Raw genomic sequence first — 16,501 nt, 5'->3', positions numbered from 1 at the left:
CCTCAGCCGTACGACCCGACACCACCCACGCACCAGCATCCGCAAGAGCCGCAACCGGCCCCGAATCAATGCCCTCGCTCCCCGCCCCGACCTCGACGTCGACCGCAGGGGCCTCCTCCAGAATCACGTGCGCGTTGGTACCGCTGATACCGAAGGCGGAGGTACCGGCCCGGCGCACCCGGTCGCCGTCGGACGGCCAGGCCACCGGCTCGGTGAGCAGCCGTACCTCACCGGACTCCCAGTCCACGTGCGGCGAGGGCTGTTCGGCGTGCAGGGTCTTCGGAAGCTGCTCGTGCCGCAGCGCCAGCAGCATTTTGATCAGGCCTGCCATGCCTGCGGCGGCCTGGGTGTGGCCGATGTTCGACTTCACCGAGCCCAGCCACAGCGGGCGGCCCTCGGGGCGCTCCTGGCCGTAGGTGGCCAGCAGGGCCTGGGCCTCGATCGGGTCGCCCAGCGGGGTGCCGGTGCCGTGTGCCTCCACCACGTCCACCTCGGCGCAGGTCAGTCCCGCGTTGGCCAGGGCGGCACGGATCACGCGCTGCTGCGAGGGACCGTTGGGGGCGGTCAGGCCGTTGGAGGCACCGTCCTGGTTGACGGCGGAGCCGCGGATGACGCCCAGGACCCGGTGGCCGTTGCGCCGGGCGTCGGAGAGCCGCTCCAGTACGACCATACCGGCGCCCTCGCCCATGCCCATGCCGTCGGCGTCGGCGGAGAACGCCTTGGAGCGGCCGTCCGCCGCCAGTCCACGCTGCCGGGCGAAGCCGACCATCTCCCAGGGAGTGGCCATCACCGCGACCCCGCCGACCAGGGCCAGCGGGCACTCCCCGGAGCGCAGGGCCTGGGCGGCGGTGTGCAGCGCCACCAGAGCCGAGGAGCAGGCGGTGTCCACCGTCAGCGCCGGGCCCTCCAGGCCTAGGACGTAGGAGACGCGGCCGGAGATGATGCTGGTCGCGTTTCCGGTGACCAGGTGGCCTTCCACCTGGGCCGCGCCGTCCTGGCCGCCGAGCTGCATGCTGGCCAGGCTGTAGTGGGAGGAGTAGCCGCCGATGAACACGCCGGTGCGCGAGCCGCGCAGGGTGGCGGGGTCCAGGCCGGCGGATTCCAGTGCCTCCCAGGACAGTTCCAGCATCAGACGCTGCTGCGGGTCCATGGCCAGCGCCTCGCGCGGGCTGATCCCGAAGAAGCCGGCGTCGAAGCCGGTGGCCTGGTGCAGGAATCCGCCTTCGCGGGTGTAGGAGGTGCCGGCGTGCGAGGGGTCGGGGTCGAACAGGGCGTCGGCGTCCCAGCCCCGGTCCTGCGGATAGCCGGAGATTCCCTCGCCGCCGGCGGCCAGCAGGCCCCAGAGGTCCTCGGGGGTGTTCACGTCGCCGGGGAAGCGGCAGCTCATGGCGACGACGGCGATCGGGTCGCGGTCGGTGTGGCCCGTGAGGTCCTGGGCCGGATCCAGGGTCGCGGCGGGGCCGGCGTCCGGGGAGCCGAGCAGCGTGGTGCGCAGGTGTGCGGCCAGGACCGTGGGGGTGGGGTGGTCGAACATCAGCGTCGCCGGGAGGCGCAGCGCGGTCCAGGCGGCGATGCGGTTGCGCAGTTCGACCGAGGTCAGCGAGTCGAAGCCCAGCTCGCTGAAGGCGCGGCCGGGTTCGACCTCGTCGAAGCCGGCGTGGCCGAGCACGGCGGCGGCCTCGGTGCGGATCCGGTCCACCAGCAGCCGGTCCTGCTCGGCCCGCGACAGTCCGGCCAGCCGCCGGGTCAGTTCGCCCGCGGCCGGCTGGGCGCCGCCGTCGGCATGCCGGGCCGTCTTGAGCTGCTGGACCTCTGCCAGATCGCGCAGCAGGGGGGCGTCCAGGGCCTGTTGCTGCCCGGGGGCGGCGGCGAAGGCGGCGAGGTCGAGGTCCATGACGGTCAGCACGGTGTCCGTGCCGGCCAGGGCGGTGCCCAGGGCCTGGACGGCCAGCTCGGGGTCGATCAGGACCTCCCAGCGGTTGCGGCGCAGCCGCTGCCGAGCCGCCTCGGTGGCCTGGGAGACGCCGTCGCCGGCCCAGGGGCCCCAGGCGATGGACAGGGCCGGCAGGCCGCGGGAGCGCCGGTTGTCGGCCAGGGCGTCCAGGAAGGCGTTGGCCGCGGCGTAGTTGGCCTGCCCGGCACCGCCGAAGGTGGCGGCCGCCGAGGAGAACAGTACGAAGGCGTCCAGGTCGCAGTCGGCGGTCAGGGTGTCCAGGTGGGCGGCGCCGGTGGCCTTGGCGGCCAGGGCGTTGGCCAGCCGGTCGGCGTCCAGCCGGTCCAGTACGCCGTCGTCCAGGACACCGGCCGTGTGCATGACGGCGGTCAGCGGCGGTCCGTCGGCGGCGATCCGGCCCAGGAGCGCGTCCAGTTGGGTGCGGTCCGCGCTGTCGCAGGCGCGGATCTCCACGGTGGTGCCGGCGGCGGCCACGTGCGCGGCGAGGGCGGCGGTACCCGGGGCTCCGGCGCCGGAGCGGCCGGTCAGCACCAGCCGCTGGGCGCCGCGGCCGGCCAGCCAGCGCGCCACGTGTCCGCCGACGGCACCGGTGCCGCCGGTGATCAGGACGGTACCGCGCGGGGTCCACGGCCGGACGGTGGCGGGTCGCGGGGCCCGGGCCAGCCTGCGGGCGAGGATGCCGGCGGGCCGGATGGCCACCTCGTCCTCCCCGCAGCCGGCCAGTACCGCGCACAGCCGGGCGGCGGCCCGCTCGTCCAGGGTCGCGGGCAGGTCGATCAGACCGCCCCAGCGCTCGGGCTGTTCCAGTGCCACGACCCGGCCCAGACCCCAGGTGGCCGCCTGTACGGGGCGGGTCAGCCGGTCGCCGGGGGCGGTGGCCACCGCGCCGGTGGTCGCCATCCACAGGGGCGCGCTGACGTCGGCATCGGACAGCGCTTGCAGCAGGGCCAGTGTGCCGGCCAGGCCGCCGGGAACCGCCGGGTGGCCTGCCAGCGGAGTCTCGTCCAGTCCCAGCAGCGACAGCACACCGGCCACCGGCGTCGGGGTGGAGGCGGGGCCTGCTTCGGACGGCGCGGTGTGGCCGGGGCGCAGGGCCTCGGTCAGGGCATCGGCCAGCGTGGCGCGCTCGGTGCCGGTGGCCACCTGGACCACCTGGGTCCGGGCGCCGCGCGCGGTCAGTGCGTCGGTGCACGCCTGGATGAGGTCCGCGGTGCCGGGGGCCGGTGCGGCGGGGGCCGCCACCAGCCAGGTGCCGGACGGGCGGGCCGGGGCCGGGTCGCTCAGCGGGCTCCAGCCGACCCGGTAGCGCCAGCCGGCGGTGACGTCGCGGTCCCGCTCGCGGCGCCGCCAGGCCGCCAGCGAGGCGAGGACCTCGCCGAAGGGCTGTGCGGCGTCCACGTCCAACGTGGCGGCGAGGCGGGGTGCGTCGCCGTCCTCGACGGCCGCCCAGAAGCGGGACTCGGCCTCGATGGCCGTACCGGGCTGGGCGGGGGCGAGGGCGGTGGGGCCGGCCGGGTGGTCGGCACCGAGCCAGTAACGCTGGTCGGCGAAGGCATAGGTGGGAAGCTCGATACGGCGACCGGCGGGCAGCACCCGGCGCCAGTCGACGGCGGTGCCGGCCACGTGCAACTGCGCCAAGGCCGCCAGCAGCCGCTGCGGGCCGCCGTGCTCCCGTTCCAGTGTCGCGGCGACCACCGGGGTGCCGGCCGTGGCCAGCTCCTGGAAGGTCTCGTCGATGGCGGCGGTGAGCACCGGCTGCGGGGAGACTTCGACGAAGGTGCCGTGGCCGGCCGCGGCCAGCTCCTGCACCGCCTGCTGGAAGCGCACGGTGTGGCGCAGGTTGGCGAACCAGTAGCCGGCGTCCAACTGGGGGCCGTCCACCCAGCGGCACTCGACGGTGGAGAACATCGGGGTGTGCCCGGCCTGCGGCCGGATGCCGGCCAGCCGCTCGGCCAGCGCCCCGGACAGCCGGTCCACCTCGGTCGAGTGCGCAACGAAGTCGCCGGCCGGGACCGGCCAGCGCATGGCGCGCCGGGCCGCCAGGGCGGCCCCGAACTCGGCCAGCGCCTGCGGCTGTCCGGAGACCACGGTGGTGGCGGGCCCGTTGACCGCGGCGACGGCCAGCCGGTCGCCCCAGGGCTCCATCAGTTCGCGTACGGCCGCGACGGGCATCACCACGGACAGCATCCCGCCGCTGGTGCCCAGGGCGGACAGCTCCTGGCTGCGTACTGCCACGACGGCGGCCGCGTCCGTGAGGGAGAGGATGCCGGCCACCGTGGCGGCGGCGATCTCCCCCTGGGAGTGGCCCACCACCGCGGCGGGGGTGACGCCCGCGGCCTCCCACACCGCGGCCAGTGCCACCATCACCGCCCACAGCAGCGGCTGCGCCACCTCGGCGCGTTCCAGTCCCGGCGCGCTGTCGGCGCCGGCCAGCGCTTCGGTCGGCGACCAGTGCACGTGCGGGGCCAGCGCCTCGGCGCACTGGGCGAAGCGTTCGGCGAACACCGGTGAGGTGGCCAGCAGTTCGCGTCCCATGCCGGCCCACTGGGCGCCCTGCCCGGGGAAGACGAAGACGGGCCCGGCCTCCTCGGCGCCCTCGGCGGCCGCGGTGGCGCCGGCGATCACCTGGGGGCTGCTCAGTCCGGCGGCGAGCGCGTCCAGTCCCGCGGTGAGTTTTGCACGGTCCTCGCCGCTCACCACGGCCCGGTACTCGTGCACCGTACGGGTGGTGGCCAGCGACCAGGCGACGTCCGCCACCTGCGCCCCGGGGTGGGCCGCCAGGTGCTCCGCCAGACGGGCCGCCTGCCGGCGCAGTCCGTCCGCCGTCCGCCCGGACACCAGCCAGGCGACGGGGCCGGGCGCCTCCAGCAGCGCGGGCGGTACCGCGGCCTGCGCGCCGTCACCGGACGCGCCGGTGGGCAGGGCGTGCAGGACCGGCAGTGCCTGGGCAGCCTCGGGTGCCTGCGAAGTCCCAGGGGACTGCGGGGCATCAGGAATCTCGGCAGCCTCGGGGGCCTCTTCGAGGATGAGGTGGGCGTTGGTGCCGCTGACGCCGAAGGAGGAGACACCGGCCCGGCGTGTCCGTTCGCCACCGGCCGGCCAGGGCTGCGCCTGGCTCAGCAGCCGTACCGCGCCCGCGGTCCAGTCGACGTGCGGCGAGGGCTGTTCGGCATGCAGGGTCTTCGGCAGCTGCTCGTGCTGGAGCGCCAGCACCATCTTGATCAGGCCGCTGATGCCGGCCGCACCCTGGGTGTGACCGATGTTGGACTTCACCGAACCCAGCCACAGCGGATCGCCCTCGCCGCGGTCCTGGCCGTAGGTGGCCAGCAGTGCCTGGGCTTCGATCGGGTCGCCCAGCGGGGTGCCCGAGCCGTGCGCCTCCACCACGTCCACCTCGGCGCAGGTCAGCGAGCAGCCGGCCAGCGCCTCCTGGATGACGCGCTGCTGCGCGGGGCCGTTGGGCGCGGTCAGCCCGTTGGACGCTCCGTCCTGGTTGACCGCCGAGCCGCGCACCACCGCGAGCACCGGGTGGCCGTTGCGCCGGGCCTGGGACAGGCGCTCCAGTACCACCATCCCGGCGCCCTCGGCGATGCCCATGCCGTCCGCGTCGGCGGCGAAGGACTTCGAGCGGCCGTCCGGGGCCAGTCCGCGCTGCTTGCTGACCCAGACGAACAGCTCCGGGGTCGAGGCGACGAACACGCCGCCGGCCAGCGCCAGTGTGCACTCCCCCGAGCGCAGCGCCTGCGCGGCCAGGTGGACCGCCACCAGCGCCGAGGAGCAGGCGGTGTCCACGGTGATCGCCGGGCCCTGGAGGCCCAGGGTGTAGGCGAGGCGGCCGGAGAGCACGCTGGTCGTGGTGCCGGTCAACAGGTGCGCCTCCAGGCCCTGGGCCGCCTGCGGCTGGGAGAGGCCGTAGCCGGAGAAGCTGGCGCCCGCGAACACGCCGGTACGGCTGCCGCGCAGGGAGCCGGGGACGATACCGCTGCGCTCCAGCGCCTCCCAGGAGGTGCCCAGCAGCAGCCGCTGCTGCGGGTCCATGGCGAGGGCCTCGCGCGGGCTGATCCCGAAGAAGCCGGCGTCGAAGCGGGTGGCGTCGTGGACGAAGCCGCCCTGACGCACATAGGCGGTACCCGGCGCGTCCGGGTCCGGATCGTAGAGGGCGTCGAGGTCCCATCCGCGGTCGGTCGGGAAGGCGCCGATCGCATCGGTGCCGCCGGCCAGCACCTGCCACAGGTCCTCGGGGGTCTTGACCCCTCCGGGGAAGCGGCAGCCCATGCCGACGACGACCACCGGGTCGTCCTCCTCCGCACCGGCCGTCACCGGGACCGTGACGGCGGCGTCGGCCCCGGCGGCCGGGCTGCCCAGCAGTTCGGCGGCCAGGTAGCCGGCCAGCACTCTGGGGCTGGGATAGTCGAAGAGCAGCGTGGCGGGCAGCGCCAGGCCGGTGGCGGTGGCCAGCCGGTTGCGCAGCTCCACCGCGGTCAGCGAGTCGAAACCCAGCTCGCTGAAGGCCCGCCCGCTGCCGACGGCCTGTACGGAGGAGTGTTCCAGCACGGCTGCCGCTTCGCCCCTGACCAGGTCGGTCAGGGTGCGCTGCTGCTCGGTGTCGCTCTGCCCGGCCAGTCGGCGCAGCAGCGAGCTGCGCGCCTCGGGGACGGTCTCCGCCTCCTCGGCGGTGCCGGCGGCCAGCGCCGCGGCGACCTCGGGCAGGCCGGCGATCAGCGGGCTGGGGCGGCGCAGTGTGAACGGCGGCGCGAACTGTGCCCAGTTGACATCCACCACCACCGGCCGGCTCTCGTCGCCGTCCAGAATCTGCGACAGCGCGCCGGTGGCCGCCCGGGGATCCAGCAGGCGCAGCCCGCGCCGCTCAAGCTGGACACCGTCGTCGCCGGTGGCGGTGGTGCCCGCGTTCCACGGGCCCCAGGCCACCGCCAGAGCGGCCAGGCCGCGGGCCCGCCGGTGCTCGGCCAGCGCCTCCAGATAGGCGTTGGCCGCGCTGAAGCCGGGCTGCCGACCGCCGCCCCACACGGCGGCGACCGAGGAGAACAGCACGAACGCGTCCAGGTCACAGCCGGCGGTCAGCTCGTCCAGCACCGCCGCCGAGCCCGCCTTGGCCGCCAGGACCACGGCCAGCTCCGCCGCGTCCAGGTCGTCCACCGGCGCACTGTCGACGATCTCCGCAAGATGCAACACCGTGGACAGCGCCGGTCCCCGGTCCCGCATCCACGCCAGTACTCCGGCCGTCTCGGCGCGGTCGCTGACGTCGCAGGCCACGACGTCCACCCCGGCGCCCGCGGCGGCCAGTTCGGCGGCGAGCGCCGCGACTCCCTCGTGCTCGGGGGCGCCGGTCAGTACCAACTGGGCGGCCCCGCGCCCGGCCGCCCAGCGCGCCACGCTCCCGCCGACCGCCGTGGTGCCGCCGGTGACCAGGACACTGCCACCCGGCCGCCATGGCCGGTCCGGCAGGACGGGCTGCGGGGCGTGGGTCAGCCGCCGGCCCAGGATGGCGGCCGCTCGGATCGCCACCTGGTCCTCACCACAGCCGGCCAGTACCGCGCCCAGCCGCGCCGCGATCTGCCCGTCCGGCCCGTCGAAGTCGGCGGGCAGGTCGACCAGACCGCCCCAGCGCTCGGGGTGCTCCAGACCGACGACCCGGCCCAGGCCCCACACCTGCGCTTGCAGCGGGCTGGTCGGCGCCTCGTCGGGGCCGGTGGCGACGGCTCCACGGGTGGCCACCCACAGTGGGGCGTCCACCTCGGCGTCGCCGAGGCCCTGCACCAGGGCGAGGGTGGCGGCCAGACCCACGGTCAGCGCCGGATGGCCCGGCATCGGCGTCTCGTCCAACGCCAGCAAGGACAGAACACCCGCGAACCCGTCCGCCGCCGACACAGCGCGGACCTGATCGGCCACCGCCTCACGGCCGGCAGCCCCGGCCATCTCCAGCACGACAACGTCCGCACCACGGGCGGACAGCACCGCACGGCACTGACGCGCCAACGCCCCGTCGACCTCCTGGGCCGGTACGAGCAGCAGCCAGCGGCCGGCCAACCGGGCCGGTACCGGGTCGGCCACCGGCGCCCAAGTGATCCGGTAGCGCCAGCTCTCGGTAGCCGAACGCTCCTGCTCGCGGCGCCGCCAGGATGCCAGCACCGGGAGAACCTCAAGCAGTTGCCGACGGTCCTCGACGGCCAACGTGTCCGCGAGACCCGAGAGGTCGCCGCCTTCGACGGCGGCCCAGAACCGTGCCTCCACCTCGGTGGGTGCCCCGTCCCCGCCGCCGACGGCGACGGAGGGCTCCAGCCAGTAACGGCGGTGCTGGAACGCGTAAGTCGGCAGCTCCACCACCTCACCGGCCGGCAACACCTTCCGCCAGTCCACCGGCAGCCCCGCCACATGCGCCTGCGCGAAGGCACGCAGCAGCCCGGCCGCACCGGCGTCGGTCTGCGTCAGCGTGCCGATGCTCAGCACCTGCGCTGTGACTGCGGCCGCGGCCTGGGCGGCACCCGTCTCCGTGCTGTGAGCAGTGCCTGTCTCCTGGGCAGTGCTCGCGTCCTGCGCGGTCTCGCTCACCGCGGCCGTCAGCACCGGATGCGGCGAGACCTCCACGAACGCCCCGTAACCCGCCGCCAGCAGACTGCGGACGGCCTCCTCGAAACGCACCGTCTGCCGCAGATTCGCGAACCAGTACCCCGCATCCACCTCCGGCCCGGCCAGCCACTGCCCCGTAACCGTCGAGACCATCGGAACCCGGCCCGCCCGCGGAACGATGCCCGACAGCTCCGCCTGAAGCCGGGCAGCCAGCGGCTCCACCGCCGGCGAATGCGCAACAAAATCCGTCGCCGGAATCCGCCAGCGCAGCACCTTCCGCGCCGCCAGCTCCCGCTCGAATCCAGCCAGCGCCTCCGCTTCTCCGGAGACCACCACCGACGCCGGGCCATTGACCGCAGCCACCGACAACCGCCCGTCGAAACCCGCCACCAACTCACGCACCGCACCAGCCGGCATCACCACCGACACCATCGCCCCAGCCACATCCAGCGACGACAACGCACGCGAACGCACCGCCACCACCCGCGCCGCATCCTCCAACGACAACATCCCCGCCACCGTCGCCGCAGCAATCTCCCCCTGCGAATGACCCACCACCGCATCCGGCACCACACCAGCCGCCTCCCACACCGCGGCCAACGACACCATCACCGCCCACAACGCAGGCTGAACAACCTCAGCCGCCTCCAACGCCGGAGCACCCTCCACACCCGCCAACACATCAGTCAGCGACCAGTCCACATACGGCGCCAACGCCACCGCACACTCATCAAGACGCGCCGCAAACAACGGCGACGAAGCCAACAACTCCCGCCCCATCCCCACCCACTGCGCACCCTGCCCCGCAAACACAAACACCGTACGACCCGTGGCCCGAGCAACCCCCGACACCACACCCGGCGACAACTCACCGGCCGCCAGGCCCCGTACCCCGTCCAACAGCCCCGTCCGGTCACCAGCCACGACCACACCCCGGTGCTCCAACACCGCCCGCGTAGCCGCCAACGACCACGCCACATCAACCGGACGCAACGCAGCACACCCAGCCGCCCACTCCCCCAACCGACCCGCCTGCGCAGCAAGACCCTCCGCAGACCGACCCGACACCAACCACGCCGACGCCCCACCCGCCGCAAGAACGGCAGGCACAGTGTCCGCCGACTGGGACACTTCGCCGGTATCGGCCGACTCGGCCGGGACCTCCGCCTCGCCCGCGTCCGTGGCCGGTCCGTCCTGTCCGGCCGGGTCCGTGGCCTCAACGACCTCCTCGGCCGGGGCCTCTTCCAGGATCACGTGCACGTTGGTGCCGCTCATCCCGAAACCGGAGACACCCGCCCGGCGCACCCGCTCGCCACTGGGCCACGGCACCGGCTCGGACAGCAGCCTGACCTCACCCGCCGACCAGTCCACATGCGGCGTCGGCTCGTCCACATGCAGCGTGCGCGGCAACTGCTCATGCTGAAGAGCAAGCACCGTCTTGATGACACCCGCAACACCGGCAGCAGCCTGCGTATGACCGATGTTGGACTTCACCGAACCCAGCCACAGCGGCCGACCCTCCGGCCGCTCCCGGCCGTAGGTGGCCAGGAGGGCCTCAGCCTCGATCGGGTCGCCCAGCCTGGTCGCCGAGCCGTGCGCCTCCACCACGTCCACGTCACCGGGCGTGAGACGGGCGTTGGCCAGCGCAGCACGGATCACCCGCTCCTGCGACGGACCGTTGGGCGCGGTCAGCCCGTTGGACGCACCGTCCTGGTTGATGGCACTGCCCCGCAGCACGGCAAGTACATGGTGGCCGTTGCGCCGCGCGTCGGAGAGCCGCTCGACCACCAGCAGGCCCACGCCCTCGGCCCAGCCCGAACCGTTCGCGTCCTGGCTGAAGGACTTGCAGCGTCCGTCGGCCGACATGCCCCGCTGCCGGGAGAATCCCACGAACACGGACGGCGCGGAGATCACCGTGGAACCGCCGGCCAGGGCCAGCGAGCACTCCCCCGCGCGCAGCGCCTGCGCGGCCATGTGCAGCGCCACCAGGGAAGAGGAACACGCGGTGTCCACCGTCACCGCCGGGCCCTCCAGGCCGAAGGTGAATGCCAGGCGGCCCGAGGTGACACTGGTGGAGACGCCGGTCAGCAGGTGGCCCTCAAGCCCCTGGGTCCTGACGGAGGGACCGGTGCCGTAACCCTGGCCGTAGGAGCCGGCGAACACACCGGTGGAGCTGCCGCGCAGCGCGTTCGCATCGATACCGGCCTGCTCCAGCGCCTCCCAGGCCACCTCCAGCAGCAGCCGCTGCTGCGGGTCCATGGCCGCCGCCTCACGCGGGCTGATCCCGAAGAAGTCGGCGTCGAAGTCGGTCGCGTCGTAGACGAACCCGCCGTGCCGCGCGTAGGAGGTGCCCGGACGGTCCGGGTCGGGGTCGTAGAGGTTCTCCAGATCCCAGCCGCGGTCGGCCGGGAACGGGCCGATCGCATCGGTGCCCGAAGCCAGCAGCCGCCACAGGTCCGCGGGGCCGTTCACCCCTCCGGGGAAACGGCAGCCCATACCGACGATCGCGATCGGCTCCTGGCTGCGTTCCTCCACCTCGGTCAGCCGACGGCGGACCTGACGCAGATTGGCCGTCACGAGCTTGAGGTAATCGCGGAGCTTGTCTTCGTTGGCCATCAGAAACCCGCCGTCCTGCCTGCCGAGATGCGCCGCTCCGATCTCTGTGACCGCGATGCGGACTGCCCAGGAATTACGCCATACTTCGGTGCGCGGGCAGCACGGGGGAAAACACCCGGGCCCGGCAGTGGAATACCCTCACGCTCTCACTGCGGGAAGGACCCGGCGGGCCCCTGCCGCTCAATGCGCCACCTCACGATTACCGTCAATACGTCCGGACGAAGAAACCGGGTGACGCTGAGGAATTCCCTGAAGGTCGAGCCCACCGGTGACAGGAACCTATCCAGGCCCCACAGGCGCCGCAACGTGTCGGTACGTGTCAGTTGAACGCCCCGTCCGACACCCCACCAGCACTGACACCGGCACCCCCGGCACCCGGCACCCGGCACCCGGCACCCGGCACCCGGCACCCGGCCGAACACGGACACCCCCTCGCATCCCACCGCCACCCCGCACAGACCACGAACCCCGGACACCGCGCCGGCCGGTCGGCCGGCGACCGTACGACAGGGCCAAGCGAAAACACGAACCCCAAGCCCGACAGCAGCCCACAGCCGCCCCATCAAAGAACCCCCACGAAAGGAGCCGCCCTACCAAAGAGCGCCGCACGCAAGGAAACCGGCCGAACCGACCCAGCCCGGCTTCAGCCCCCGCACCCCCGCCCTCCTACCGCCATCACTCCGCTCCCCCACCTGACCGTGCAGACCTACAGCAGCCCGCACCGCCCCAAGCAAAGCACCCCGCGCAATAACGGCCCGAAACGGCAGCCCCGCCGCCGCAGGAAATGAATCGGGACGGCCGGGGCCCCCGGCCGACGCGGGAATGGACGCCTCGTGGAAGGGGACCAGGCCGAGGGCGGGCGGCCGCTCCGCGGCACGAATACCGGCGCGGGGCCGCGAGACGGCTTTCTGTCGCCCCACCGCCCCGCGCCGGTCTCGCTGCCGGATACCGCTTCAGCTTTTCTCCTCACCGGCGTTCTTGGCGTCTTCGCCGCGCAACCACCGGCCCAGCGTCCGCCGGGGGTGGCGGACCACCACGTCACCGCCCTTGAGACGCCCGGTGACGTACACCTCACGTTCGACCGGCGCCTGCGCATCGGAGGCGGGATTGCGGTACTTGACGTCGCCCACCCCCACGCTCAGGTCATCGGTGTGCACCACGATGCCCGGCCGGACCACCAGGACCAGATTCCCGCCGACGCTGATCTGCACATCGAGGTCCAGCCTGGCGTGACTGAACTCGGCCTCGGTGAAGTCGAGTTTCACGTCTCCGCCGTGCATCCGTACGTCCAGGTGGCGCGGGACCTCCCAGGCACCGGAGCGGTGCAGGGTGCCCCACCGCTGGTCGATCTCCACGACGTCCCGGCCACGCCCCGGCTGCTCCCGGGAACCGGCCGGCACCGGGGAGACGGGCAGATCACGGGTCAGCCGGGCGAGTTCGCCGACCGTACGGGCACGCAGCGCGCTCTCCACCCGTTCACTGACCTCCTCCAAGGTCAGCCGCCCGTCCCCGGCGGCGTCCCGCAATATCTCCGCCACCTGCTCCCGGTCCGCGTCCGAAGCCCGCATGGCTGCCTGCTCGTCCTGCGTGCCGTCGTCGGTCGGCACCTTCTCATCGCTCATACCCCCACCCTCTTCCTCCCCCGGCCCAAACTCAAGGCACACCAGCCCGACGCCTCCGCCGGCCTGGCCACAACGGCACCGCCCCTCAGACGTTCAACTGCCGACCGGGCGCGCGTGAACGCCCCCAACCGCCCACGGAACCACCAACGGAACCACCATCGGAGCCGCTGCGGACCACCGCAGCCGGAACATCATCGACCACCGGCACCACCTCCATGGACCACTACCGGCGGCCGACGGCCGGCCCAGGCCGCAAGGCACCGACCGCCCGCGCCCGGCCCGCATGTCTGCCGGGCCACCGAGCAGGCACCCACCCGGCCCCCGGAACGGACAGTCCACCCCCGGACCAGGCAGGGCCGTCGCAGGTTGAACAGTCCGTCCGCAACGGCGGCCCGTCTAGCCTGTGCCGAACAGACTGCGCCCGCACAGCAGCACCACCGCGCCCGGCCCGTGCACCGCCCGGAACACCACCGCAGCCCGCACGGCGGCGTCGTGTGCACCGGTCACCCCGCCCCGCCCCAGGCCGCCACAGCCCGCCCCGCCCGCCCGCGTACCACCGGAACGACACCGGACGGCTCACGGGACGGCCTCGGCAAGGCAGGACGGCCGGGACACCGGCCCGGCATCGGCCACCTGCCGTGACGGCCTTGACCGATTGGAAAACTCGGAAATGTCGTTGATGAACCTGCTCATGGGCGCCATGGCCTCCTCAGCGGTCGGCACCGCCGCCGAACTGGGCATCGCCGACGCCCTGGCCGACGGCCCGGCCACCGCTGCCGAACTGGCCAAGACCGTCGAGGCGGACACCGACTCGCTCGACTCCGTCCTGCAGGCCCTGACCGCTCTGGGCGTCTTCACCCGCGACGCAGACGGCCGCTACGCCAACTCCCCGATGTCCGAACCTCTCAAGAGCGACCACCCCGAATCGATCCGCCACCTGGCCACCCTGCTGTGCGGCCTGTACGGCCAGGCCGCCACCGGCGGCCTCACCCAGGCCGTGCGCACCGGCACCGCCGTGATGCCGTGCACCTTCGGCGTCGGACTCTACGACTACCTCGACGGCCACCCGCACACCGCCCGGATCTTCGACCTCGCCATGCAGGACTGGACCCGCCCGATCGGCACCCTGCTGGCCGACAACCTCCCCCTCGACGACGTGCACACCATCGTCGACGTCGGCGGCGGCAACGGCACCCTGCTCCAGGCCCTCCTGAGCGCCCACCCGCACCTGCACGGCATCTGCGCCGACCGCCCCGACACCTGCCACCGCGCCCAGCGCACCCTGGCCGAATCCCAGAACGCCGACCTCGCCAGCCGCCTCACCTTCCAGCCCACCGACATCCTCCAGGACGTCCCCACCGGGGGCGACCTCTACCTCATCAAGAACGTCCTGCACGACTGGAACACCACCACCAGCGTGCAGATCCTGCGCAACATCCACACCGCCATGACCGCCACCCCCCGCACTTCCGCCGGAGCCCCTCCCAAACTCCTGATCATCGATCCCCTGGCGGAACACGACTCCGGAGCCGCGTTCCGCAACGTCATCAAGATGGTGGTCGGCGAACCCCAGGCCCGCACCCGCAGCGAAGCCGACATGCGCCACGAGGCCACCCAAGCCGGCTTCGACGTCCTGTCCATCACCCCCTGCCCCGCAGACCTCAGCATCACCACCTGCATCCCCACCCTCTAGCCTCCGCATCCAGCCCGCTACAAGCGGTAACAGTGCCGCGAGGGCGGGAGAACCAGAACACCCCCGAAGCAATGTCCCGGACCAACCCAAGGACAGCCCGCCCCGGGCACAGCGGCCCTGGCCAGGGGCAGCCCGGCTCCCGGCCCATGGCCTTGCTTCGGGGACCGGGGTGTCGTCCAGGCCAACGAGCGCGGCTGGCCGCCGCGTGAAGCCGGGACCCGAGTGCCCCAGCCACCGCGCCAGGGATACGAGGGACTCGTCGGCCTCCAGTCCCTCGGAGGCGTAGAGGCGGCGCAAGGCATGAAACCCTCCTACGGCCCGCAGGTCGGCGTCGAACTGCGGGCGGCGCACTCTCGTACGCGGCGGCCGCGCGCAGCAGCGGACAACCTTGCAGCGCAGACACAGCCGCGCGTCCACGGCGACGACGCGCCGCCCGCAGTTGGTCAGCCGTGGGTCTTGTCGGTCAGGGACTTGCCGGTCACGCCCTCTCGCAAGCCCTCCCAGAGCCGTCGTTCGTACGTTGCCGGATCCTCCAGCACGACGGGGGCGGCGTCGCCCAGTCGCATGACGGACCGCCGCCCCCCGTAGGCGGGCCAGTGCGGCAGCGCGCCACCGGAGGCGCCGGTGGGGTGACCGGTCCGGGCGAAGGAGATCCATGCCTCACGCATGCGGTCGGAGAGTTCCTGTTTGGCGCGTTCCTGTTCGGAGAGTTCCTGTGGGGCGTCGGGACCGGTGAGCGGAGCAGCGAGGTTGCCGAAGACGAAGCCGATCTCCGCCATGTGGCAGGCGCCGAGGGCACCGTCGAGGACGGGCGAGCGGCGCGCGAACTCGTACAGGAAGGTGTCCGCTCCGTGGGCGGCGCGGGCCTCGGCCACGCGGAGGGCCGGAATCCGGTAGGCGTGGTCGGTCATGGCCGCGGACAGCAGGTCGCCGGGGGTCGCGCCAGGATGTGCGGCTGCGTACACACGGCGGGCCTCGACGGGATCGAGGCCGAGACCGGCGAGGAAGCCGTGAAGTACGTCGTCGGTGATCCGCGGTCCGATCCCCAGCGGGATGAGGAAGAGACGGAACTCGTCGCTGGTCGTGCCGGTGAGCAGATCGATGTCCCGGCTCGCTCCGTCGGCGAGTGCGTCGATCGGGCGCCGGGGCAGGGTGGTTCCGTCCACGACCGGTAGCACGGTGGTTCCACCGCCTGCCGATTCGCCCCATGGTCCGGGATCGCTCGCCTGCGCGATCTCCCGGCCCAGAGCGTCGTTGGCGGCGATGAGCCGCTCGGGCGGCAGGGCGGCCAGGCCGTCCCGTGTCGGCTGCGCACCGGCGAGGGCGGCCAGCCGCTCGGTGATGCGCCGGCCGATGTCTTCGGGGTGACTGTGGTGGCCGGCACCGCTCTGAGTGATCGCACGGCGAAACAGTCCTCGGGCTCTCGGCATGGTCATGAGCGCGGTGATGCTGATGGCACCGGCGGACTGGCCGAAGACGGTGACGTTGTCCGGGTCGCCGCCGAATCCGGCGATGTTGTCGCGGACCCATTCCAGTGCGGCGATCTGGTCCAGGAGGCCGAGGTTGGCCGTGCCGTCGGGCAGCAGGAGAAAGCCCTCCGCGCCGAGCCGGTAGTTGAGGGTGACGCAGACGACGCCGTCGGTGGCGAGCCGCGCGCCGTCGTAGGAAGACAGGGTGCCGGCTCCGTTGCGGAACGCGCCTCCGTGGATCCAGACCATGACCGGAAGCCGTCCCGCGCTGCGGCCTGGAGCCGGTGTCCACACATTGAGGTTCAGGCAGTCCTCGCCCGGGTTCGCTGCTTCTTCCAGCAGCCCGGCCATCGCGGGCAGGTAACCGGGCTGGGGCGCGCTGGGGCCGGGGACGAACGTGTCGCGTACTCCGGTCCACGGCTGCGGTGGCTCGGGGGGCCGTAGACGCCGCGGGCCGAACGGCGGTGCGGCGAAGGGAACGCCCATGAACGCCGTGACCTCGCCTTTCCGCCGTCCGCGGACCCGGCCTGCGGTGGTGGGGACGGTGATGTGCATGGGG

4 protein-coding genes are annotated in these 16,501 nt (G+C 73.3%); 1 reads left to right on the top strand and 3 read right to left on the bottom strand.

The genetic code is table 11. The features are described 5' to 3' along the window. Together ACZ4QV_RS37560 and ACZ4QV_RS37555 are read right to left on the bottom strand one after the other, a co-directional pair. Positions 1-11,158 (bottom strand): type I polyketide synthase (locus ACZ4QV_RS37560; protein WP_467764065.1); only part of this gene is annotated, 11,158 nt, incomplete at its 3' end. Positions 11,159-12,111: 953 nt separating this feature from the next. Then, entirely contained in the window at positions 12,112-12,780 is a 669-nt protein-coding gene (locus tag ACZ4QV_RS37555; RefSeq protein WP_361158250.1) for a DUF1707 SHOCT-like domain-containing protein, read from the bottom strand. 670 nt (positions 12,781-13,450) lie between these two features. On the opposite strand from ACZ4QV_RS37555, the gene ACZ4QV_RS37550 reads away from it, so the two are divergent. After that, positions 13,451-14,473, top strand: a complete 1,023-nt coding sequence (locus ACZ4QV_RS37550; protein WP_361158248.1) for a methyltransferase — start codon at positions 13,451-13,453, stop codon at positions 14,471-14,473. 443 nt (positions 14,474-14,916) lie between these two features. Here the strand turns inward: ACZ4QV_RS37550 and ACZ4QV_RS37545 are convergent, their stop codons facing one another. Beyond that, complete coding sequence (locus tag ACZ4QV_RS37545) at positions 14,917-16,497, bottom strand: carboxylesterase/lipase family protein (protein ID WP_361637503.1); 1,581 nt, start codon at positions 16,495-16,497, stop codon at positions 14,917-14,919. Positions 16,498-16,501: the final 4 nt, after the last annotated feature.

It is taken from the genome of Streptomyces sp. NPDC026394, assembly GCF_055567735.1.
Note: the sequence above shows the minus strand (reverse complement) of the source record. Positions and strands in the feature narration are given on the sequence as shown.